The sequence below is a fragment of the Bradyrhizobium sp. Leo170 genome (assembly GCF_004296405.1).
GTDB lineage: Bacteria > Pseudomonadota > Alphaproteobacteria > Rhizobiales > Xanthobacteraceae > Bradyrhizobium.
The window spans coordinates 1-20,820 of sequence record NZ_PSRR01000093.1 but is presented as its reverse complement, the minus strand read 5'-3'; the positions used below and the strand labels follow the sequence as shown (position 1 = coordinate 20,820).

Here is a 20,820-nt window from a genome sequence, read left to right as displayed (position 1 = left end):
GCTGTCGCTGAACTGCGCGATCACATGGATCGTCACGCTGTATGACAGAGCTGTGATGCTGGCCGGCATTAGCAATCCATGACGGATGTGCGAGAGTCAGTTGTGCACGACAACATTCATTGCACTGGACGGAGCAGCGACTTTCGATAATAGTAGTAACGTTATTACCTGACGTTGTACTATCCTCCAAGGTATTATTATACAGGTGGGCCGAGCGTGCGTGTCTCGCCGAGTTCACCATGATTCATGGCGAGACGTTGCATGGCCGATCGCGCACGTAATCAGTATGGATTAGGCAAAGCCGTTACTTTCAATGTGATAACGCCGATGACGCGCTTCGGCACCCTTGTCGTCGGAGTGCTGCTGTCTATCTTCGATCGCTTCAAATCGACCCAAGTCACGGCGAAGGAGCTGGCGTTTCTGCCCTTTGTTCACTGGGTTGTCGTCAAGCGCGACAGCTTTCCGCGGGTGAGCGATAGCCAGCCGGCGGAAAATTTGCACTACGATTATTTGTTCTTTCTGAGCACGTTCAACGGTCCCTGGGGACCTTACATCGAAGCCTTTGCCGACGTGCTCTACAAACCGCTCGACCTTGTCTGGTTCTGGAGCGTCGGATACCCGTTCGCCCGTCCGGTCGGGCCGCTCAAGGCCTATATCCAGCGCAACCAGATCGAGTCGGACCATTCCTATAGCGCGTATCCGGGTGCGTCCGTGCGCGATGTGCGCTCGGCACTCGAGCTGCGCAACGAAGTCGAGAAGCTTTTTCAGAATTCGAGCGGACTGTCTCCCGAACGGTTTGCGGTCGAGTTCGATCGCTTGCTGATCAGCGTGCAGAACAAGCTCGGTACATTTGGACCAGTGTAGCAGGCCGGTCGAACGGAGTTGGCGACGTGGCTAATCAAAACGGTGAGAAGTACGGCTTCACAGGCCTGTTTCCGATTGCAACCAATCAATCTGACGATCTGCGTGGGTTTCTGCGCACGCTGGATGACCCGCGAACCTATCCGCGCGGCTCGCCTTTGAGCCATGTGCCGATCATCCACATGGCGCGAATGTTCATTGTCGACCGCCTCGCCTATCAAGGCACGCCGGCGAAGTTCGATGCGCTCAAGTCGGATTATCTGGTGTTCATGTGCGAATTCGATGGCGGGAGCGTCGATCCTTTGGTCCAGGCCCTGGCCAGCAATATCCCGAACGAAGTCGCGACCATTTGGGGACGCTGTCTTGGCTTCCCGGGTATCCATCGGCGCGATCTGCTCTCCGGATATTTCGAGCGGTGTCAACTCAAGACCACGCTGTTTCTGGCGGACCAGCCTGAGGCGAGCGTAGGCGAGATTCTCATGGCGCTGCTGTGCCGACGCCGCCTCGGCGAGTTCGTCAAGCTTGTTCAAACCAATCCACGGCCTCCCGAAGTGCTCCAACGAGAGTTCAGGCAAATGTGGGAGGGTCTCCAAAACGAGAGGCCGTCCCCGGGAGATTTGTGAGTACGCAACGATCAGAGCAGGGGTCTGGCGATGCTCAACCTTACCAATATTCAAGGCAATATTCTTCGCGGTTACGCCTCGTTTCCGCACGCGCAGTTCTTGTTCTTCGAGATACAAAACGCTGATGATGCCAGGGCGTTCATCCAGCGGCTGCTCGAGACCAACGCCGTCACGCCGGCACTGTGGCGCGCAAAGCCGGACGCCACTCTCAACATCGCCTTCACCTTTGAAGGCCTCCGCGCCCTTGGCCTGCCTACGGAAAGTCTTGCCACGTTTCCTTGCGAGTTTCAGGAGGGCATGAAACCTCGTGCGAACGAACTCGGTGACATCGATGAAAGTTCGCCGGAGCACTGGGACGATCCCTGGAAGACGCATCGCGTTCATATGCTGATCTCGATCTACGGCCGGACAGAGCCGGCGCTCGCGGCGCACTGTCAACAGCTCAGGGATCTGCTGCCGAATGGCGTGCAGGAATTGAAGGACAGTCAGCCGGCGGGGCTGCTGCACATCAACGGCGAACAGACTCGCAAGGAGCACTTCGGTTTCCTCGACGGCTTGAGCAATCCCGCGATCGAGGGAGTGCCCGACGACGGTGGCAGGGACCGTCAGGACGTTGGCAATCCGGATGAGAAAGGGCGATTTCGCAAGATTCCGCTTGGCGAGTTTCTTCTCGGCCACCCAGGCGAGGGGGGCGAGATGGCTCCCATGCCGCTGCCGCATCTTCTCGCGCACGATGGCACCTATCTCGTGTACCGCAAGCTGGAACAGGACGTCGTTCGTTTCCGTCGCTACCTTGATGATCAGGCGGACGCATTTGCCCGAACCATTCCCGGTCCTCTGCCGGATGGCGTCAGCGCGAAGAAGTTTCTTGCCGCCAAGATGATGGGGCGATGGCAGGATGGATCCTCGCTGATCGAACACCCCGACGCCCCTCGTGAGGACACGCGCAATACATTCGGCTACGCCGGCGATCCTGCAGGCGCACGCTGTCCGCTTGGTGCGCATGTGCGGCGTGCCAACCCGCGCGATGCGTTTGGCTTCGGCGGCAAGACGATGAGCCGACACCGGTTGATCCGGCGCGGAATCGCCTATGGCAAATTCCTGCCACCGGGCAAGGAGGAGGAAGCCGAGAGCCAGGAAAAGCGCGGCATCATTTTCATTGCGCTCAATTCCGGCTTCGACCAGTTCGAGTTCGTGCAGCAGAAATGGATGAATTTCGGCGACGATTTCGAGCAGGGCAACGACACCGATCCGATCGCCGGCAATCGTCCAACCATCGGCGGTCGTCAAAGCGCGCAAATGATGATCCCGGGTGACGAAGCCACGGGACGACGACCGTTCATCTGCTTCGACATCCCGCGCTTCGTCACGACCAAAGGCGGCGACTATTTCTTCGTTCCGAGTCTGGCCGCGCTCGGTCTTTTGGCGTCCGGCGGAGTTGACGTCGCATGAATCGGGACACGATCCAACAATGGCTGCGCGGCCGTCGAAGCGGCGCGGTTTCTTTCGCGCAGGCGCAGCGGGAAGATCTGATCGTTCAGTCGTTCCGCGTGTTCCGGGACTTCCAGCGATTCTGGCAAATGGCCCGCGGCTCCGCGCAATCCGCTTCGGCACCGGCGCGGAGTTCAGAGGCGACGCCGGCAAGATATGAAGAACTCGCGAACGCGCTGGAGCTGCAGGACCGGCCGATGCCGCTCACGAAATTCGAGCGCGCCGTGCCTGGCGAGGCAACGCTGATCGCCAACATGGCGCGTATTGCCGCAAACCTGGTCGTCAAGAACTACTGTGAGATGAAGGCCTCGGACCGTTCTGCCTGTGCGATGCGCGACCAGCACGCCAAGGCCCATGGATGCGTCGATGCGGAGTTCATCGTCCGCGACGATCTTCCGGCAGAGTTCTCGACACCGCTGTTTCGGCCGGGGGCCCGCTATCGGACCATCGTCCGGCTCTCCAACGGACAGGGACAGCCACAGAGCGACCGCAAGCCTGACGGTCGCGGCATGTCGATCAAGCTTTACGACGTCGCGGGCGAATCCATTCTGCGTGGCCTCGAGCCCGGCAGAACGCCGGCCGGCGAGCACGATTTCTTGCTGAGCAGCTTCCCGGTGTTCTTCTGCAAGGATGTGGTCGACTATTCCGAGTTGATGGAAGCCGTTGCGGCGCCGAGTGGGACCTGGCGCGAAAAGTTTAAGCGGCTCCTCAAATGGATCGTGTTTGCCGTTCGCAATCCGCGCCAGTTCTACACGTTTGGTCGCACCGCTCTCGTCAGGATCGGCAATCCGCTGACTGCGACCTATCATAGCATGTCACCCTATTTGTTAGGTGAGGAGCATGTGGTGCGCTACCTCGTCAGTCCCGTGCCGGCTCGGAACGATGTCCCATCGTGGTGGAATTTCTTTTTCGGATCGCGACCCGACAATTTCCTCCAGGAGGCGATGCTTCGCGATCTCAATCCGACTCCACCTGGAGATGATATCGTGTTCGATTTCGCGGTGCGGGTGCGCCATTCGGCCAAACCGGAAGAGGTCGAGAACGCTCTCCTGCAGTGGACCCGTCCCCAGGATCGGACCGTGTCGATCGGAGAAATCAGGATTCCAAGGCAGAATTTCCTAACGCCGGATCGGGTTTTCGATGGCGAACGCATGATGTTCAGCCCGTGGAACTGCTTGCAGCAGCACCGACCTCTCGGTAGCATCAACCGGATGCGGCTTGCCGTGTACCTTGCGTCCCTGCAGGTACGGCGGAAGCTCAACATGGTTGGACCTTGAGCGGGCAGGCGAAACCGGACCAATTTGATGGACCTCGGCTGGTTGCGGCGCTGCCAAACGCAGAGATGGCAGGGCTGCAGGCTGAGCGCCGACAGCTTACCGTCGTGTTCGTCGATCTCATCGGCTCGACGCCGCTGAGCGAGCGGATCGATCCCGAGGAGTTCTTCGCGGTCATCCGGACCTATCGCGATCTCTGCAACGAGCAGATTTGCCGCTATGGCGGTCACATCGCCAGAATGATCGGCGACGGACTGCTCGCCTATTTCGGCGTCCCGCAGGCGCACGAAAACGATCCCGAGCGCGCGGTGCGCGCCTCGCTCGCCATCACCGCCGCCATCAAGGAGCGGGAATTCCAGATGTCGGATGGCAGCTTCCTCCGGCTGCGGGTGAGGATCGGGGTCAACACCGGTCCGGTGGTCGTCGGCAGCGTGCCGGGCGAGCCCTCCGAGCGGCGGGAAGTGTTCGGCAGCTCGGTGCATGTCGCGGCCCGGCTTCAAGGTCTCGCCGGCGAGAACGCGGTGGTCATCGGTTCAGGCACCTATGAGTTGATCCGCGGCATGTTCGATTGCGAGCCGCTGGGCAAGCGCCGGCTGAAGGGCGTCGAGGAGCCGGCCGAGTCTTGGCGCGTGAACGGCGTTTCGCCGGGCGAGAGCAGGTTCGACCGCGCGCGAACCTTGCCGCTGCCGCCGATGATCAACCGATACGATGAACGCGCGCTGCTGGCCGAGCTGTGGGAGCAGAGCCTTGGCGGAGCAGGGCGCGTCGGCGTCATCTCCGGCGAGCCCGGCATCGGCAAGTCGCGCCTGATCCGCGAGTTCAGAAGCTCGCTCGACCGATCCGCGGTTGATGTTCTCTCCGTTCAGTGCTCGCCGTTTCACGTCAATTCGCCACTTGCGCCGGAAATCGAGCGGCTGAAGCGCGCAACGGGCATCCACGAAACCGACGACCCGCGGCTATCGCTGGCGAAATTGCGTCATCTGCTGGGGAGAGCCGGTTTCGATGTCGGGCAGGCGCTTCCCTATTACGGGTCACTGCTGTCGATACCGGCGTGCGAAGGATACGAGCCTGCCGATCTCCGTTCTCCTTCCGAGCGTGCGCGTGCCTTCCAGGTGATAATCGAGGTTCTCGTTGCGGCGTCACGAAGGAAGCCCGTCCTGTTCATCGTCGAGGATGTCCAGTGGATCGATCCGACGAGCGTCGACCTTCTCTCGCGGGTGATCGCCCGCTGCGCGCGCGAGCGCGTCCTGTATCTGGTCACGCACCGCGACGACTACGAGGCTGGCTGGCTATCGGGTCCGACCATCAAGCGCATCACTCTGCAAAAGCTTGCAGCAGACGAGTGCGAGCGGATGGTTGCCGCCGTTGCCGGCATCGAGTTTCTTCCGCGGATCACCAGCCAGATTGTCGAGAGGACCGACGGCGTGCCGCTCTTCATCGAGGAGTTCACGCGAGCGGTGGTGGATTCCGGGGCGATCGAGAGCGCCACCGACCACGGCAAATTGCCGGGGCCGCTGGTGCCGGCAAGTGTCCACGATTCCCTGATGGAGCGTCTTGACCGGCTGGGGACCGCCAAGCGCGTGGCCCAGATCGCCTCCGTATTCGGTCGGCAGTTCGACTATCGCGGCATTTTCAGCCTGCTTCCGGATCAGGACGAGTCGCTGATATCAGCGCTTGAGGCTCTGGAGCGGGCCGGGATCGTGTATCGCATCAACGAAGAGGAAGGCACGTTGTACGCTTTCAAACACGCGATGATTCAGGAAGCGGCGTATTCCTCGCTACTGAAGGAGGATCGGCGCAAGCTGCACGCACGCGCAGCGTCCTGGCTGCGTCAGCAGGCCGACATCGGGGAGAGCAGCGATCCCGCCGTGCTGGGCTATCACTACGCGCAGGCGGAAAACATTCCGGAGGCCATCGACGCCTGGCTGCAGGCGGGCAAGTCCGCGCTCAGCCGATCGGCCACCAAGGAGGCGGTGGCGCATCTGCGCGAGGGCCTCTCTTTGCTGTCGAGGCTATCAGCTTCGTCGCGCCGCTACGAGGCCGAGATCGCGCTGCAATCCAACCTTGCGATGGCATACACCGCGATTGCGGGCTGGTCCGATCCGAACGTCTACGAGCCCTATCATCGGGCGCTGAAGCTCTCCGGCAGCCATGGCACGATCCGCGAGAAGACCGCCGTTCTTTGGGGTGTTGCGGTGGCCGAGCTGGTCAATTGCGAACTCACCAAAGTGCTCGAGCATTCGCAGGATTTCCTCCGGCGAGCCGAGGAGTGGCGCGACGATGAGGCCATCCTGATGGCGTCCACCGCGGCGCTGATCGTCAATTTCTTCACCGGCCGTCTGAATGAAGCGCGCGAATTGGCTGTCGCGATTGAAGCGCGCTACAATCCGCGTGAGCACGGCAAGCTGGTTCAAACCTATCAGCACGATCCTCTGGTCGTTGCGCTCGTCTATTCCGGACACATCGAATGGCTGCTCGGCCGTCCCAACCGGGCCAGGGAGTGCTGTGAATCTGCAAGGCGGCTGGCGAACGAGATCGGCCATCCCTTCATGATCGCGCTCGCCCACATCCTTGGCGTCGGCGATCACTGGTATGACGGAGACCTTGCAGCCAATCTGGCCTGCGTCGAGCACGGGATGAAGGTCGCCGCCGACTACGGCTATCCGATGTACCAGGTCATCGGTCCGCTATGGGCCACCTCGGCGCTGGCGGCGCGCGGCCCCGCGCCGGTCGTGCTTGAGAAGCTCTCCGGCCTGATCGGCAGACTGCCGGCGGAGAATCGATGTATTCAGATGCCGCTCTACAAGGCTCTGCTCGCCACCGAGTTCGGACGGATCGGGCAGAAGGACAGGGCGCTCGCATTGGTGACTTCGGCCGAGTCCCTGATCAAGCAGACCGGCGAACGCTGGCTGGCCCCGGAGATCTACCGGATCCACGGTTCGCTGCTGCACGCCGAACCGCATCGCGACGACGCTGCCGCCATCCGCCTGTTCAGGCGCTCGCTTGCCTATGCGAGAAAGCTCGAATCCGTCGGCTGGGAATTGCGCACCGCAATCGACCTCGCGCGCCTTCTCATGAACAGGAACAAGAGCCGGCGTAGCCTGACCGAGGCACGAGACGTGCTCGCATCAGCGCGAGCGAAATTCTCCTCCGCCGAGACATCGGCCGATCTGCGGCAGGCGGATGATCTGCTGCAGCAACTGAGTTCGGGCGTGAACTCGTAAATTCAGAGTGCCGGCGGATGTCCGCTGTGGTGTCCGTTTCGGACCCTGGCCAGGCATCGCCTGGAGCCCGAAAGGGCCAGGCGCTGCCGTGACCAATCGCGGCAAAATTGTTCGTTGTTCGATCACCTCGTTGGCGCCGGCAAGTAGCGAGGCCCGACAGTCAAGCCGAGCGCCTTGGCTGCTTTGAGATTGATTGATGAACTCAAGCTATGGAGTCCAGGATCGGCAGATCAGCAGGCTTCTCGCCCTTAAGCACGCAGCCTGTGTTCCTGTCCCACGCCGGGCACAGTGAACTGAAATACGGCGCCGCGAGGTTCATTCGCTTCTGCCCATAGCCGGCCGCCATGAGCCTCAATGATGGACCGGCAGATTGACAGTCCCATCCCCGTTCCATTGGACTTCGTGGTGTAGAAGGCCTCGAAAACGCGCTCGAGATGGTGAGGATCGATGCCCGGTCCGGAATCGCGTACGGCCACGACGACCCCGGTGTGGTCTTGCTCGGTGCTGATCGACAGCTCTCGCGCCCCCGCCTCAACCGAGCCCATTGCTTCAACCGCGTTCAGGATCAGGTTCAGGAAGACTTGTTGCAATTGAACACGATCCCCATGAACAGGAAGCAAGCCTTCCGCAAGGCGCGTCTGAACCGAGACACCATTCCTGATGGTTGCGCTTCGCGCCAACACGATCACCTCATTGATTGCCGCATTGAGATCGAATCGCTCTTTTCGCGGAGGCGTTTTCTTGATCTGCTCACGGATGCGGCCGACGATGTCTCTAGCGCGATCGGAATCGCGCACGATACAGCCCAACGCCTGCCTGGCTTCACTCAGATCTGGCGGCTGTTTGCCCAAAAAATTCAGGGCGGCACAGGCGTTGATGTGTGCCGCGGCGATCGGTTGCGTGATCTCGTGAGACAGTGAGGCAGCCAATTCTCCCATCATGCTCACGCGGTTCATGTGGGCGAAATCCGATTGCATCTGCTGCATTCGTTCCAGCGCTCGTGTGCGATCCTCGATGTCCACCAGCAGGATGAACCAGCGCACGATGAGTCCGGACTCATCGCGAATTGGGACACCGCGGTTTTCAAACCACCGATATTCGCCGTCGAACCGCCGCAGGCGCAGTTCGTAATGGAAGGGAGCACCGGCGGCGATTGATCTCTTAAAAAGCTCAAGGATGCGGGGAAGGTCTTTAGGATGTACGGCATCGCTTGTTTCCCAGGTCGTCAGCTCTTCCCGCGGGCGGCCGAAATACTCGATGATTTGGCGATTGACGGTTTCGAGTTCACCATTGGGGGCCATGATCGCAACGAGACCTGCTATTCCGTCAATGGCTGACCGATACTTCGCCTCGCTCTCCTGCAAATTGCGGTTGGCGTGGGCAAGCGCCAGTGTGCGTTGCTTCTCGGCTTCGAACAGGCGCACGTTTTCGATCGCGATCACCGCTTCGTCGGCGAAGGTCTCGAGAAGCGCGATCTGGTTGTCGGAGAATGGTCGGACCTCCCATCGCCGGAACAGAATGACTCCAATAGGGGTCCGCTCACGCAGCAACGGTGTTCCGAGCGTGGTGCGATGTCCCTGGCGTTTTGCGTCACTGCTGCCCGACGGGAACTCGCTATTCTCTGCCGCGAGATCGTGGACATGAATCGACCGCCGATCACATATGGCTCGTCCTATCACCCTGTCGCGATTTAAAGGAAATCCCTCACGGGCTTGAATATGCACCGGAAGTTCCCCGTATGAAGCCACCAAGCGAAGAAGGTTGTTCTCCAGGCGGTAGATCTCCGCATTGTTCGAGTCGCACAGGCGTGCGGCATGTTCGGCCACCGCGTCCAGCACCGACTGAAGCGGCGAATCCGAGATGATGCGCAGCATCTCGGAGGTGGCAGTTTGCTGCTTCGTAGCCTCGATCAGGCGCTCCCGCACGTTGGCGGTCTCCCGTTTGCATGCTTCAAGCTGTCGTTCGAGATCGGCGCGGATCTGGCGAACTCGACCAAACCGCGCCTTCGTTTTGGTCAGGTGAAGCTTGCAACCTCGCGTTCGACTCTTCGTCCATTTGCGAGACAAGGTCATCTCCATCGCCCGAGAAGCCCCAATACTGATCGTCACAACCGGTGACGGGGCCTGGGGGAGAATAGCACGCAGCCCAGAGCGCGCGTCAGCACATGCGCCAGGGCCATCGCCGCCAAAGGCGCGCTCGCCGTCATCCCCAACAACCCATCACGCGCGCTTAAATATCCGCTCGACAAGCATCTCTATGCCGAGCGGCATCTCGTGGAGTGCTGTTTCTCAAAACTCAAGCAATTCCGTCGCGTCGCAACCCGTTTCGAAAGGACTGCCCGAAACTACCGCGCCGTCGTCACCATCGCAGCCATCGTCTTATTGATGCGATAAGTGTCCACAGGACCCAGGGCGTGAATCCATAAATTCAGAGTGTGCGGGCGGGCGCCTGCTTTGGTGTGCATTTCGGACGCTGGTCGGACAATGGCTCGCAGTCCGAAAGGTGGCATTTGCTGACGTATGCGCCGCAACAAAGTGCGGCGCACTGCAGCACATCCGGGGCCTTCGAAGGCGGCTACCGGTTCGCGACACCTCTGATCGGCATCACGCCCTACGCCGCGGTCCAGGTGATCAGCCTTGATCTGCCGGCCTATGCCGAGCGGAGCCTCGTCGGTGCTGGCCTGTTCGCATTGAACTATGGCGCCCAGACCACGACCGACACCCGCACAGAGCTCGGCCTGCGCACCGACAAGTCGTTCGCCATGGAGGATGGCGTGCTGACGCTGCGCGGCCGGCTGGCGTGGGCGCATGACTACAATCCCGACCGCGCGGTGAGTGCGATCTTCCAGTCGCTGCCGGGCACAAGCTTTGTCGTGAACGGCGCGCGGCCGGATCCCGATTCCGCGCTCGTCAGCGCCAGCGCCGAGCAGAAGTGGCTGAACGGCTTCTCGCTCGCCGCAACATTCGAAGGCGAGTTTTCCGGCAACGTCACCAGCTACGCCGGCAAGGGCGTCGTCAAATATAGCTGGTGAGGTAGGCGCCGGGCAGCGATCACGTCAACGCAAGCGCGACCTCGCGCGGCCGAAAAAAGAACCCTTGAAGGAACCCTTGTGTTCTCGAAGAAAGTGTATACCTTGCTGTTATTCGATTAGCCGTTGTGCCTTGTTGAATGGTCCAGGCGGCCCTTTTCCAGAGACATCGTCGGATTGAGTTTGGGGATCGTGCGAATCCACGCGAGGCGCGCGTTTGCGCTTTGGAGAAATGTTATGGCGACAGGTACGGTGAAGTGGTTCAACGGGCAAAAGGGTTTTGGATTTATTCAGCCGAATGATGGCGGAACCGATGTGTTCGTCCACATAAGCGCGGTCGAGCGGGCCGGGCTTCATGGACTCGCTGAGGGGCAGCGAGTGAACTTCGAAGTCAAGACCGACCCGAAGCGTGGCAAGGTCAGCGCCGAGAACCTCTCGCTGGCGTAAGCAGCTTTCGTCATTCCACGGATGTACTGGGATGACTGTGCGACCCGCTCGATCTCGGGATTGAGCGGGCTTTTGCGCGCGAAGGGCAATCTGTCCCTTCAATTTAGATCGCCAGAGCATGATCCGGAAAAGTGCGAAGCGGTTTTCCGAAAAGATCATGCTCAAACAATAACCTAAAGCGCGATGATGATTCATCCTCATCTCATCGCGCTTTAGACGGGCGGGATTTACTTCGAAGGAGTCGTTGTAACGCTTCGGCTGCCGCGACTTCAGCCAACCTGGCGCTGCAACTCTGATGGAGCAACAACCGTGCAAGTAATCGTTCGCGACAACAACGTCGACCAAGCGCTTCGAGTTCTAAAGAAGAAGATGCAGCGCGAGGGCGTGTTCAGGGAAATGAAACGTCGTCGTTCTTACGAAAAGCCCTCGGAAAAAAAGACCAGGGAGAAATCTGACGCCGTGCGCCGTGCCCGCAAGCTTGCTCGGAAACAGGCCATCCGCGACGGGCTCATCGCCGCGCCACCCAAAAAGGAAAGAGTCTTGAGCAAGCGTCCGCAAGTGCTGCCCGCCGTTACTAGCGGCACACGAGGGACCTAACAAGCGTGCGAAGCGGATCGTCGTCCGCTGGCGCCGTATTCGCCGCGGCTCCGTGTAACGCAGACGCCTGGTGAGGTCGTGAGCTATGGACGAGGAGGGGCAGACGACGCGCACTTAGGCGCTAAAGATCAGGGATAGGCCATGAAGTTAAACCAAGCCCAGATAACCAAAACGCTGTCTCAGTTTCGAGCGCAGGTGCTTGCTGAGGATCATCCAGCAGTGGCACAATTTTGCGAATTGTTCGGACAGCATACCTTCTTTCTCGACCCCAAGGGGCTGCATGTGCTCGAGTTGCTCGAAGTTCCTGGGATGGAAGCTGAGGAAGGAGAGGTAATAAGTCTTGCGGATTGGAGCGACGCGGACTTTACAAAGTTGACGACGCATCAGCCCGAACCGACGGGCGTCGTCGTTCGCTTGAAAGACGTTCGACACTGAGATCGCTTCTAGAGCATGATCCGGAAAAGTGGGCACCGGTTTTCCCAAAAGATCACGCTCAAACAAAGAGCTAAAGCGGGATGACGATTCGAAGAAAAGTCATCCCGCTTTAGGACCAATTTCCAGCGCTGCGCGATCGGCCGTTTCGGAAATCGATGCGGCGCAGAAAATGCAGGGCGGCCTGCCTTCGAATTCACTCGCCCGGTATTTGCGGGTGTGGCAATTGCAGACCAATCTTTTGGCCAAGGTTGAGCAATGTCGGCGTTTAGCAAGGGAGATTACGGACCCGCTAACCTCCAACCGGCTCCTGGAGCTTGCCGACGAGTACATTTGGCAGATCAAGAATGGCTCCGCGGGCCATCGCGATTGAGGGCGACTTCCAGTTCCGCCAGTGTTTCCTCGGCAGATGCCACGACGTCGGCGCACGCTCGGCCAAATTGGAACCGTCATGGCCGTCAGGAGTCGGATCTTTGTCCCCGGCAACTTGCCCCTCCGGTCGGGAGCCAGGGCCGAAGGAGGAGGAGATGACTTATACCCACGAATCGAAGAAGCCCACCGCAGCTCAGCAAGCGGCCCAAAAGGCCTTCAGGGAAGCGGATACCAAGGTTGCGATGTCCGAGTATGAACGTAATCAAGAAGCCTTTCATGCAAATCGAGAGCGATTGAAGGCGGAGCGATTGGCTCGGGAAGCGGCGGCGACTGGTAACGTCGCGGACAAGAAAAAGCGCTCAGCCGGCGAGGCCAACCGCGATTTTGCGAGCAGATCGAGGCGCAGCAAGTAAGCTGTGCCCGCTGAAGCATCGCTCATGCGCCGGCGAATAGCGCTTTCCGAGTGTCAGTTCTAAGAGCTGTTCCCGTTGGCTCTGTTCGAAGGAGCAACCAACCCTATGCCCGAGAGAAGAGAGCTGTACCGCAGTCCAAACGGCGATGCATGGTTCCTTGCGCGCGAACCGACGACCGGCAATGCTTTCATCCTCCATCAGCCGAATGCGCCTTCCGGTGGTCGGCTGTCGCCCATTGAGTTGGGCGAGTTCTTGCGGAGCAACGTGAATGGACCCGAGCACCAAGCCCTGTTGCGTTTGATTGGGACGCTGGTCGAGGTGCCGCCCTATGCCTGAAACGCCGCGACGCTCTTCGTAGCGCAAGCGGCGTCTCTTCCTTGTCGGCTCCGAGGGCAACGATCTTGAGCTGATCGTCTGCCGACCGCCATTTTCGGCGTTCGGCTCGGCCGAAGTACGAGACCTGCTCGCATCGCGAAAATGCGCGTCCGGCGAGACGTCGGCTTTGGTCGGCGTTGAGACGCCGCCGCCGATCACGTCAGCGCAAGCACGACGAGGCTTGAGCACAACAGGACGATCCCGGCAATGGTGACGGCGAGAAAGCTGTAAGAGGCAAATTCTTCACGCATGGCGCACCTCAAAAAAGCGTCCCCGCAATACCTTTTGATAGTCGTTCTCCAGCACCCGACACGAAGATAGTGGGCGCCCGTTTCCGCAGAATTTCGACAAGCCGGAAAACGGTTTCGTTTTCGGAAAACCGGTATCCACTTTTCCGGATCATGCTCTGGGGAGCGGCGCGGACCATGGCCCTCGTCCAGACCACTCGGGACGGCTACATCCTGCTCAGCGGCCTTTGCCTCCATGGCCTGGAGCGGTGCCTCACAGTTTGACGTAGCTCCAGCCCTGTTCCTGCAGCTCCAAGACGCGGACGACGCCGGATTTCACGATCGTCGCCTGTGGAACGAGGTTGATATCCTTGTTCTCCGCCTTACGCATGTTTTCCTGGGTATTGCCGCAGGCTTTGAAGGAGATTTCCGGGTTGCTCATTGCGAGCCCCTCGATGCGCGCCTTCACCGGAGAGGTGTCATCGCGCAGCATGTGAAGGCCAGGGCCAAACGTGACAACCTCAATCGACACTTCTTCACCGAGATTGCGGTAGTATTGCGCGACGTTGGTCGCATTGTTAAGTGCGAGATTCATCATCGCGGGATCGTTGGAATTGACCTGCAGCAGGAGCTGATGCGGCTTCCTGGGGAGCTCGGTGGGTTTTGTCACCAGTACCAGTTTCTGCTTGCTCGCCTGGTCGTGCTTGCTCGTCTGATCGTCCTTCTGCCTGCTCGGCTGCTTCTGCGTGCTCACCCGGTGCTGCTTACTCGCTTGCGGCCTCATCTGATCGTCTGGCTGCGCTTGCGCGGTCGGCGCGATCAGGAGCGACATCGCTAGGCCGGCAATGGCTGCTATCGCCAGATTTCCGATTCTGATCATCTTGCTTCTCCCTGTCCCATGACCATCAGTCGCCTGGTCTGGCGACGGCATGTGGCCATTTGCACGCCGCCGCCAGTTTTTCGCGCACGGTCTTCAATCCGCCGAGCAGGAAATGCGCCTCCTGAGCCGCGCCGCTGCGGGTGGAAAGACGGACAGCGATGCCGCCCTCTTCGGGTAACGATTGCAGCAGACGCACGACGTCACCCCGGAAAGCGGCACCGGGCCCGAATGACGGCGAGGCGGCCGCAAGCTGCACCGGCGGATTCGCATTGACGCGGTAGAAGATGGTGTATTCCTCGGCACGGCTTGATACCGCCGGTCCTGCGAGCACGAGCTCGGTGCGGCCTTTGCGGCAGTGGATTGCGAGTTGCATCGCGGTGCCATCCGAGTCACCGCGAGCGGATGTGGTGGCGGTGACGATGGGCGAATAGTCCACCGGCGATGTGGTCTCGCTGAGCAGCCAGTTGTCGTACGGCGCCGGGCGACCAGGCGGCGCTATCTTACGTGATAGATCGTCCAGACATTGTAGCCGGGCCGGTCCCTCCATCACCGAGCACGCCCGAAGATTTGTCATCGGATCGTTCGTGCCTTGAGCGTAGGCGATGCCGCAAGCCATTTTTAACGTGACAGCGAGGGGAAAAGCAGCAGCCTTCATGGCGGCGCCTGTGCGCTGCGCGCCTTGTGATCCAGCCATTCCTGCGCGGCCGGGAAGCGGGTTAGTCCGGGGACGGTCGCTGCGAGATTGATCGACTGCCATTTCGGGTCAAAGCCTGGTGCCTGCAGGCGGTCGATTCGCGAGAACAGGTAGTCGACGAAGCGCGCGACGCGTTGATAATGGTTCGACCGCGGCGGCCAATTGAACGCGACAAGCGCGGTCGGCACTGCGATGGTCGATACCCGCTCGCCCTGCTTGATCAGATTGGGATACTCATTTGTCTCCAGTGTCGCGGGCAGGTAGTAGTCCTCGAACTTGCTGTCGTATTGGACCGGGAGAAACTTGAATCCCGCCTCCCAGCGGCCGCGCACGAAGGCGTCGACCGGTTTCGACGTGATGAACACCACCGCCGCCATCTCACCTTTGCGCATCTGTTCCAGGGCGACCTGATGGGGAATGAACGTCTTCTCGACCTCGATGCCGAGACGGCTGAAGATCAGCGGTCCCGAATAGGCGGCTGCGGTGCCCTTCGTGTTGAAGTTCACTTTCTTGCCGGCGAGATCCTGCAGGCTTGTGATTTCCGGTCGGACGAAAATATGCAGCTCGGACGGGAAGAGATTGAGCAGGTAAGTGATGCGGCTTCGGATCTGCGGCACTTGAATCTTGTACTCTTCGAGCGCGTCGGAATTGATGATCGCCGTATCGACGCCGCGCAGATAGAGCAGCGAGTTCAGATTCTCGGTGGCGCCCCGGGTGACGATCGGTAGCAGATGCATGTTCGCTCCGTCATCGACCACGCGGGCCATTTCCGCAGCCAGGCGGATTGGCGCTCCCTCCAGCAAGCCGCCAGCGAGCCCGACGGTCCAAGCGTTCATGCGGTCTTTTTCGGTCTGCAGCGGCAAGGGCCGTCGAACCACTTGTGCATTGCCCTTGGAGGGTTGCGTGGTCTGTGCGTCCAGGTCAGCCGGTTGAAGCATCATGGCGACCAGCACCAGCACGGCGAGCAGGAGCAACGAGCGTGGCCTTGGCAGCGTGTTCATGTCAGTCCCCCTCTTGATCACCAACTGCAGCAGCCAGCGTCATCATGTGGAACGCAACAATCTCATCCTCTCACCGGGGCAACGCGTCGAGCCGGTCCTTGGCTTCGCGAATACCGCCACTGTGTGCCTTCGCGTAGAGCTCTCGCGCCTTAGCCGCTTCGCCGCGCGTTCCATAGGTGCCCCAGGCGGATAAAACGGCGGGATCATACGTCTCCGCGAGCATAAAACTTGCCCGCGCATTGTCGTTCTCGGCGGCACGCTCGAGCACTATCCTCGCCGCGCCGATATTGCCCTGGCCGAGCAACGCGCTGGCGCGCGCGATCAATCGGGCCGCCTCCGCCTTGTCCTGGTCTGCGGCTGTTGGCGGCTCCGATACGGCGGCTGCCACGGTCTGTGTCACCGGCATCATCGGGCCTTCAATTGCGCGGCCCACGGTCACGCGTTCATCGACGGGGCGCCGCGCCGATGCAAGATCCCGTGCCATGGCTTCGGTTCTGCTTCGCTCCTGCTGCAGCGACTGCCGCAGTTCCGCGATGGTGGCCTCCGCCGTCTGCTTCTGCTGGACGGCTTCATCAACTGCCTTCTGCGACTGCGCGGCCTGGGTCTCGATCTCGCTGCTCGTTCCGGCAAGTTCACTCGCGAGTGCCGCGGCACGCATCTGCGCCTCGTCGAGCGCGCGGCGTTGCTGCTCGGCACTCGCTGTCATCGCCTGGCGCGCTGCGCCGACCTCCTGGGTGAGGGCGGCGGTCTTTTCTTGCTCCTGCTGCAGCGACTGCCGCAGTTCCGCGATCTCGCGCTCGGTCGTCTGTCTCTGTTGCGCGGTCGCATCGTCAGGGTTGCGCGACTGTATATCCCGGGTCTCGGTCTCGCGGCGCGTTCCGGCAAGTTCGTTCGCGAGCGCCGCAGCGTGGGCCTGTTCCTGTTGAAGGGACTGCCGCAGTTCCTCTGCTGCAATTTCCGCAGCCTCCCAGCGCTGTATCGCGTCGTCCTGAAACTTGCTCGATAGCGCCAGCATCGTCTCCAAGTCGCCGCGGACTTTCGCGAGTTCGGCCGTCAGTGCGGCGGATTTTTCGCGTTCCTGGTAAAGCGACTGCTGTAATTCTGCGGACGTGGCCGCCGCCGGTGCGTCCCTGTGCGAAGTCTCTTCGTCGAGCGCTTGGCGACGCTGCACTGTGTCCGCCAACAGCATCTGTCGTGAAAGGTCGGTGTCCTGCATGAGGACTGCTGTCGTTCCGCGCTGAACGAGCGTTTGCCACCCGGCGACCTCAGGCTTCAGATTGAGCCCGACGGCGCGCCCGGCTTCGATCGTCTTCGAAACCTCGGGTCCGCTGAATTGGTCGAACACACCGATCAGCGCAGCCGCAACGAGGATTGCGGCGATCAAAGAACCCGCTAACCATTGGCCCGCACGACCGACCTGGAGCCGACCGCTCGATTCGTCTTCTTGAAACACATCCTCGGTTATTGGGTACCAATGCGTCGGCGCGATCCTGATGGGATGCCCATTTTTCCAAAGCCATTCGCCCGCCTCACGTGACCAATGAGCGATATCAAAGGCTCCGGTCGCACTCTCGACCCAGATATCCTGTCCGTCCCTTGGTGCAGTATCAATTGGCCGGCGCATGTATGACGCCTTCGCATGTCTTCGTATTCAATCAGACCACGTGTAATCGGACTGACGCCGCAGCAATTCGGATGGTCGCGGCACCCCTAATGTCGCAAGGAGAAAAACATCATTTAAATATAATTTAAAGTCAAATTAAATCACGTGTGTCTCGACGGAAGCGGTTGCACCGCGCTTCCGTCAATCGGGCCTGGCCGCGGTTTTCAGGCTTGAGGCCGCCGAATGAGCCTTGGAATTCCGGTGGAAAGGCGCGCCGCCAGGAACATTGCGGTGAAACCAAGTTCCCTGCGGTTTAGTATCTATTATTATAAAAATATCATTTAATTATTTAATTAGAAGAAAGAGGGAAATAAAATATTGCCAATCCGAGGATTGTTCTTGTTGGATGGGCGGTGTCAGGGATTGCGACCACCAGCCTTCGCCGATAAGCGGTCATTTTCTGCAATCATGGCGCCTCAGCTAGGCGCTATCGTGCGCAAGCGCGCCGAGCCGCCTGGGCCCTTGAGTCCGGCAGCATCAAAGCACTGATTGGCACGGCGATGGTTCACCCAGCAGGGGCGACGCATCTGGCTGGCGCCATCGACCCCCGACCCAGGGCTCGCCGGCGTCGATCACGTCAGCGCAAGCGCGACGAGGCCTGAGCACAACAGGACGATCCCGGCAATGGTGACGGCGAGAAAGCTGTAAGAGGCAAATTCTTCACGCATGGCGCACCTCAAAAAGCAGTCCCCGCAATACCCTTCGGATCGTCGTTCTCCAGCACCCGACACGAAAATAGTCCGCGCCCGTTTCCGCAGAATTTCGACCAAGCCGGAAACGGTTTCGTCATCCACCGATTGTTTCATGACCGTTACACACGTGCAGGCCCAAAAGTTGCGGCCAGCCATTGGGGGATGGCTGGCCGCGCGCGAACCGGTCTGGGACGGGGAGGGGTGGGGATGTGACCGGGTCGCGTGTTCGATGTTCCCTTATTGCCGCGAGCTGGCGGTGGCGACCGCCGGGCGGTTGTCGCCGAGCGAGACCCAGACGTTAGGATCGCTCTGCGACTGCCGTTTGACGAAGCGGTAGCCGGTTGCGGTCCAGGCGACGACGTCCTCGTTCTGGTTGTCGAGGATGAACTCGCCCTTGTCGGTCTTCACCGTGAGCACCGCGTGGCCTTCGCCCTTCTTGTCGCGCACGACAGTGATCAACAGCGCCTCGCGCGGCCAGCCGGCGTCGATCAGCATCTTGCGCTTCAGGAGCACGTAGTCCTCGCAGTCGCCGTAGCCGTCCGTCGGCAACGACCATTTCTCGATCACCCCCCAATGATCCATGTCGGTCATCGGCTTGATGGTCTCGTTGACCCATTTGTTGACCCGCAACAGATCGCGCCATGCCGTCTGCGACAGCACGATGTCGCGCGGTTGCGTCGCGCCGCCGCGGCAATCGCCCGGGTTGTCGGCGCAGAATTCGACCCAGCCGATCGGCGAACGCGTCGCATCGCCGAGGCTGGCATAGACCACGTCGCCTGCTTTCGCCGCGACGCTGGTAGTGACGCTCAATCCGAACAGGATGGCGGCAACCGCCCATCCTTTCCCCTGTCCCCTGAAAACCATCGTGGCCCCCGTTTTTCTTGTTGGGACCACGTTTCGCACAAAGGTTTTGCGGTGCGGCTAAGTCAGCAAAGGTGATTTGACGTGAATGCAAGTAAAGCTGGTGGCAAATTCGATCTATACTTGAAGCGAACTCGACTAAAATTCGAGACAACTGCAATTGATTCAAATTTTACGCGTTAACGACCTTGACGCCGTGCCAGCAGGTCTTTCTCGCCGCGAAATCCGCCCGCGTTAACCGCGTGCGGAGGACGCCAGACAAGGCAAAGGCGGCGTCCGCCATCGCGGATGCCGCCTCATTCGGGCTGAAAATCAGGAGATTTGAGCGTCGCGGGCTTTACCGCGCGGTAACCGCGTCTTCGAGCGTCTCGGCGGCCTGCTCGTGGACGAACTCCAGCGCAAAGCCGTCGTCGAGGTTTCGCACCACGCGCGATTGCACGCGGCCGAGCATGACCAGCGACTTCAGCGGCGGCCGGTTCTCGGCGGCGATCGCCGCGCCCGACAGCGAGAGGTCGATGATGCGGCAGGTCATCTTGCTGCCGTCCTCAAGCGTGAGCAGCGCGATCGGGTTGCGCGGCACGATGCGGTCGTGGCGGCGGTCTTCCGGCAGATTGAGGATGTCGCGGTTGGCGAGCCAGGTGAGCTGTGCGGCGAGCTTGTCGCGCTTGCGCGGCGTCGAGACGATCGTCATCGCAAAGCCGTTGTCGATGATGCGGGTGATCCTGCCCTCGACGCGGCCGATATGGTCGAGATAGGCGATCACGCGGTCGCCGACATTGCCGATGCCGGGCGCCAGCAGCGCGAGCCCGCCCGGGGACATGTTAATAATCTGGCAAGGAAACTCGCGGCGGTCGGGCAGCATGTAGCGGCCGAGCAGGTGCACCTTGACGCGCTGGAAGCGCCGCCGTTCCTCCTGTGCCGGGAAGACCGTAGGTTTCTTTTGTGCAAACGACATCACCGCCACCCGACAACCGGCCTTCCGGCGTGGGCTGAACCCTACGGCTGACAGGGTTAATGAGCGGTTAGCCGCGGTTGCATCAAGTATGGGCACGCACGCGACCGATGGGCGCAATCCGCGCCGCCGGTGAACGTCCGCGACCGCGCGGATCATGACCGTTTTGTGTGAAGGCGGCGGCGTGCAAATTCCCTTTGCGCATGGGAGGGCGCCACTTCGTCCGGGCTCGGAGGCTGTTCCGATGGCATGCCGGCGTGTACTCTTCTCACGAGGCCTCGTAGAGGGCAGGCAACAAACAACGAGGGAGGCATCGGACACGAGCATGACCGATATCCGATACGTCGCGCCGCAGACGCTTGATGAAGCGGTCGGCGCTTATGCAGCGGCGGGCAGCGCCGCGCGCATCCTGGCCGGCGGCACGGATCTCTTGGTGCAGATGCGTTCGGGCGCGGTGCAACCGGGCCTGATCGTCGACATCAAGAAAGTTGCGGAACTCACTGCCGTCGAAGAGCTTTCCGATGGCGGCTTCCGCATCGGCGCCGCGGTCCCGGGCGCCGTGCTGGCCGAGCACCCGCGCTTCAGGCAGATCTGGCCCGGCGTGCTGGAAGCGGTGAACCTGATCGGCTCCACGCAAGTGCAGGGCCGCGCCTCCGCCGGCGGCAATCTCTGCAATGCCTCGCCGGCCGGCGACAGCGTGCCCGCGATGATCG

The 20,820-nt window shown here is 60.7% G+C and carries 19 protein-coding genes and 2 pseudogenes; 14 read left to right on the top strand and 7 right to left on the bottom strand.

What is annotated here, in order from left to right; translation table 11 throughout:
• Window positions 1-261: 261 nt before the first annotated feature.
• The 5 genes from CWO89_RS17735 (at window position 262) to CWO89_RS17715 (ending at window position 7,473) form a co-directional block, all read left to right on the top strand.
• Entirely contained in the window at window positions 262-864 is a 603-nt protein-coding gene (locus CWO89_RS17735) for a hypothetical protein (RefSeq protein ID WP_130580049.1), read from the top strand.
• Window positions 865-890: 26 nt separating this feature from the next.
• Window positions 891-1,484, top strand: coding sequence for a hypothetical protein (locus CWO89_RS17730; protein ID WP_130580048.1), 594 nt, complete (start codon window positions 891-893; stop codon window positions 1,482-1,484).
• A gap of 30 nt (window positions 1,485-1,514) precedes the next feature.
• Window positions 1,515-2,936, top strand: a complete 1,422-nt coding sequence (locus CWO89_RS17725) for a Dyp-type peroxidase (RefSeq protein ID WP_130580047.1) — start codon at window positions 1,515-1,517, stop codon at window positions 2,934-2,936.
• Window positions 2,933-4,252, top strand: a complete 1,320-nt coding sequence (locus tag CWO89_RS17720) for a catalase (protein ID WP_130580046.1) — start codon at window positions 2,933-2,935, stop codon at window positions 4,250-4,252. Before CWO89_RS17725 ends, CWO89_RS17720 begins: the two co-directional genes overlap by 4 nt.
• Window positions 4,253-4,317: 65 nt before the next feature.
• Complete coding sequence (locus CWO89_RS17715; protein WP_130580045.1) at window positions 4,318-7,473, top strand: AAA family ATPase; 3,156 nt, start codon at window positions 4,318-4,320, stop codon at window positions 7,471-7,473.
• A gap of 248 nt (window positions 7,474-7,721) precedes the next feature.
• Here the strand turns inward: CWO89_RS17715 and CWO89_RS17710 are convergent, their stop codons facing one another.
• Window positions 7,722-9,545, bottom strand: a complete 1,824-nt coding sequence (locus tag CWO89_RS17710) for an ATP-binding protein (protein WP_165421212.1) — start codon at window positions 9,543-9,545, stop codon at window positions 7,722-7,724.
• Between the two features lie 102 nt (window positions 9,546-9,647).
• Between CWO89_RS17710 and CWO89_RS17705 the strand changes: the two are divergent.
• The 8 genes and pseudogenes from CWO89_RS17705 to CWO89_RS17670 all read left to right on the top strand — a co-directional run.
• Window positions 9,648-9,866 (top strand): annotated as a pseudogene (locus CWO89_RS17705) (IS5/IS1182 family transposase); the annotation flags it as partial.
• Between the two features lie 161 nt (window positions 9,867-10,027).
• Window positions 10,028-10,504 (top strand): annotated as a pseudogene (locus CWO89_RS17700) (autotransporter outer membrane beta-barrel domain-containing protein); the annotation flags it as partial.
• Between the two features lie 234 nt (window positions 10,505-10,738).
• Entirely contained in the window at window positions 10,739-10,948 is a 210-nt protein-coding gene (locus CWO89_RS17695; RefSeq protein WP_130580042.1) for a cold-shock protein, read from the top strand.
• 309 nt (window positions 10,949-11,257) lie between these two features.
• Complete coding sequence (gene rpsU, locus CWO89_RS17690) at window positions 11,258-11,545, top strand: 30S ribosomal protein S21 (protein ID WP_130580041.1); 288 nt, start codon at window positions 11,258-11,260, stop codon at window positions 11,543-11,545.
• A 141-nt stretch (window positions 11,546-11,686) separates the two neighbouring features.
• The gene (locus CWO89_RS17685; protein WP_130580040.1) at window positions 11,687-11,980 is read left to right on the top strand and encodes a hypothetical protein; all 294 of its coding nucleotides are present in this window, start codon (window positions 11,687-11,689) and stop codon (window positions 11,978-11,980) included.
• A gap of 28 nt (window positions 11,981-12,008) precedes the next feature.
• Window positions 12,009-12,350, top strand: coding sequence for a hypothetical protein (locus CWO89_RS17680; protein ID WP_130580039.1), 342 nt, complete (start codon window positions 12,009-12,011; stop codon window positions 12,348-12,350).
• 154 nt (window positions 12,351-12,504) lie between these two features.
• Window positions 12,505-12,762, top strand: a complete 258-nt coding sequence (locus CWO89_RS17675; protein WP_130580038.1) for a hypothetical protein — start codon at window positions 12,505-12,507, stop codon at window positions 12,760-12,762.
• A 75-nt stretch (window positions 12,763-12,837) separates the two neighbouring features.
• Window positions 12,838-13,098 (top strand): hypothetical protein, encoded by a 261-nt coding sequence (locus tag CWO89_RS17670; protein WP_245476353.1) that lies wholly within the window; start codon window positions 12,838-12,840, stop codon window positions 13,096-13,098.
• A gap of 540 nt (window positions 13,099-13,638) precedes the next feature.
• Here the strand turns inward: CWO89_RS17670 and CWO89_RS17665 are convergent.
• The 6 genes from CWO89_RS17665 to CWO89_RS17640 form a co-directional block, all read right to left on the bottom strand.
• On the bottom strand, window positions 13,639-14,244 hold the full coding sequence (locus CWO89_RS17665) for a DsrE family protein (protein WP_245476352.1): 606 nt from the start codon (window positions 14,242-14,244) through the stop codon (window positions 13,639-13,641).
• A gap of 25 nt (window positions 14,245-14,269) precedes the next feature.
• Window positions 14,270-14,860 carry a hypothetical protein gene (locus CWO89_RS17660; protein WP_245476351.1) on the bottom strand — a complete coding sequence of 197 codons (591 nt, stop codon included), beginning with the start codon at window positions 14,858-14,860 and terminating at the stop codon, window positions 14,270-14,272.
• Between the two features lie 35 nt (window positions 14,861-14,895).
• The gene (locus CWO89_RS17655) at window positions 14,896-15,939 is read right to left on the bottom strand and encodes a TAXI family TRAP transporter solute-binding subunit (protein WP_130580036.1); all 1,044 of its coding nucleotides are present in this window, start codon (window positions 15,937-15,939) and stop codon (window positions 14,896-14,898) included.
• 70 nt (window positions 15,940-16,009) lie between these two features.
• Complete coding sequence (locus CWO89_RS17650) at window positions 16,010-17,563, bottom strand: coiled-coil domain-containing protein (protein WP_130580035.1); 1,554 nt, start codon at window positions 17,561-17,563, stop codon at window positions 16,010-16,012.
• 968 nt (window positions 17,564-18,531) lie between these two features.
• A complete protein-coding gene (locus CWO89_RS17645; RefSeq protein WP_130580034.1) occupies window positions 18,532-19,158 on the bottom strand; it encodes a transglutaminase-like cysteine peptidase in 627 nt (208 codons plus the stop codon).
• Window positions 19,159-19,492: 334 nt separating this feature from the next.
• Entirely contained in the window at window positions 19,493-20,110 is a 618-nt protein-coding gene (locus tag CWO89_RS17640) for a PilZ domain-containing protein (protein ID WP_130580033.1), read from the bottom strand.
• Between the two features lie 322 nt (window positions 20,111-20,432).
• Between CWO89_RS17640 and CWO89_RS17635 the strand changes: the two genes are divergently transcribed.
• Window positions 20,433-20,820: FAD binding domain-containing protein (locus CWO89_RS17635; RefSeq protein ID WP_207234505.1), on the top strand; the 388-nt coding region annotated here is incomplete at its 3' end.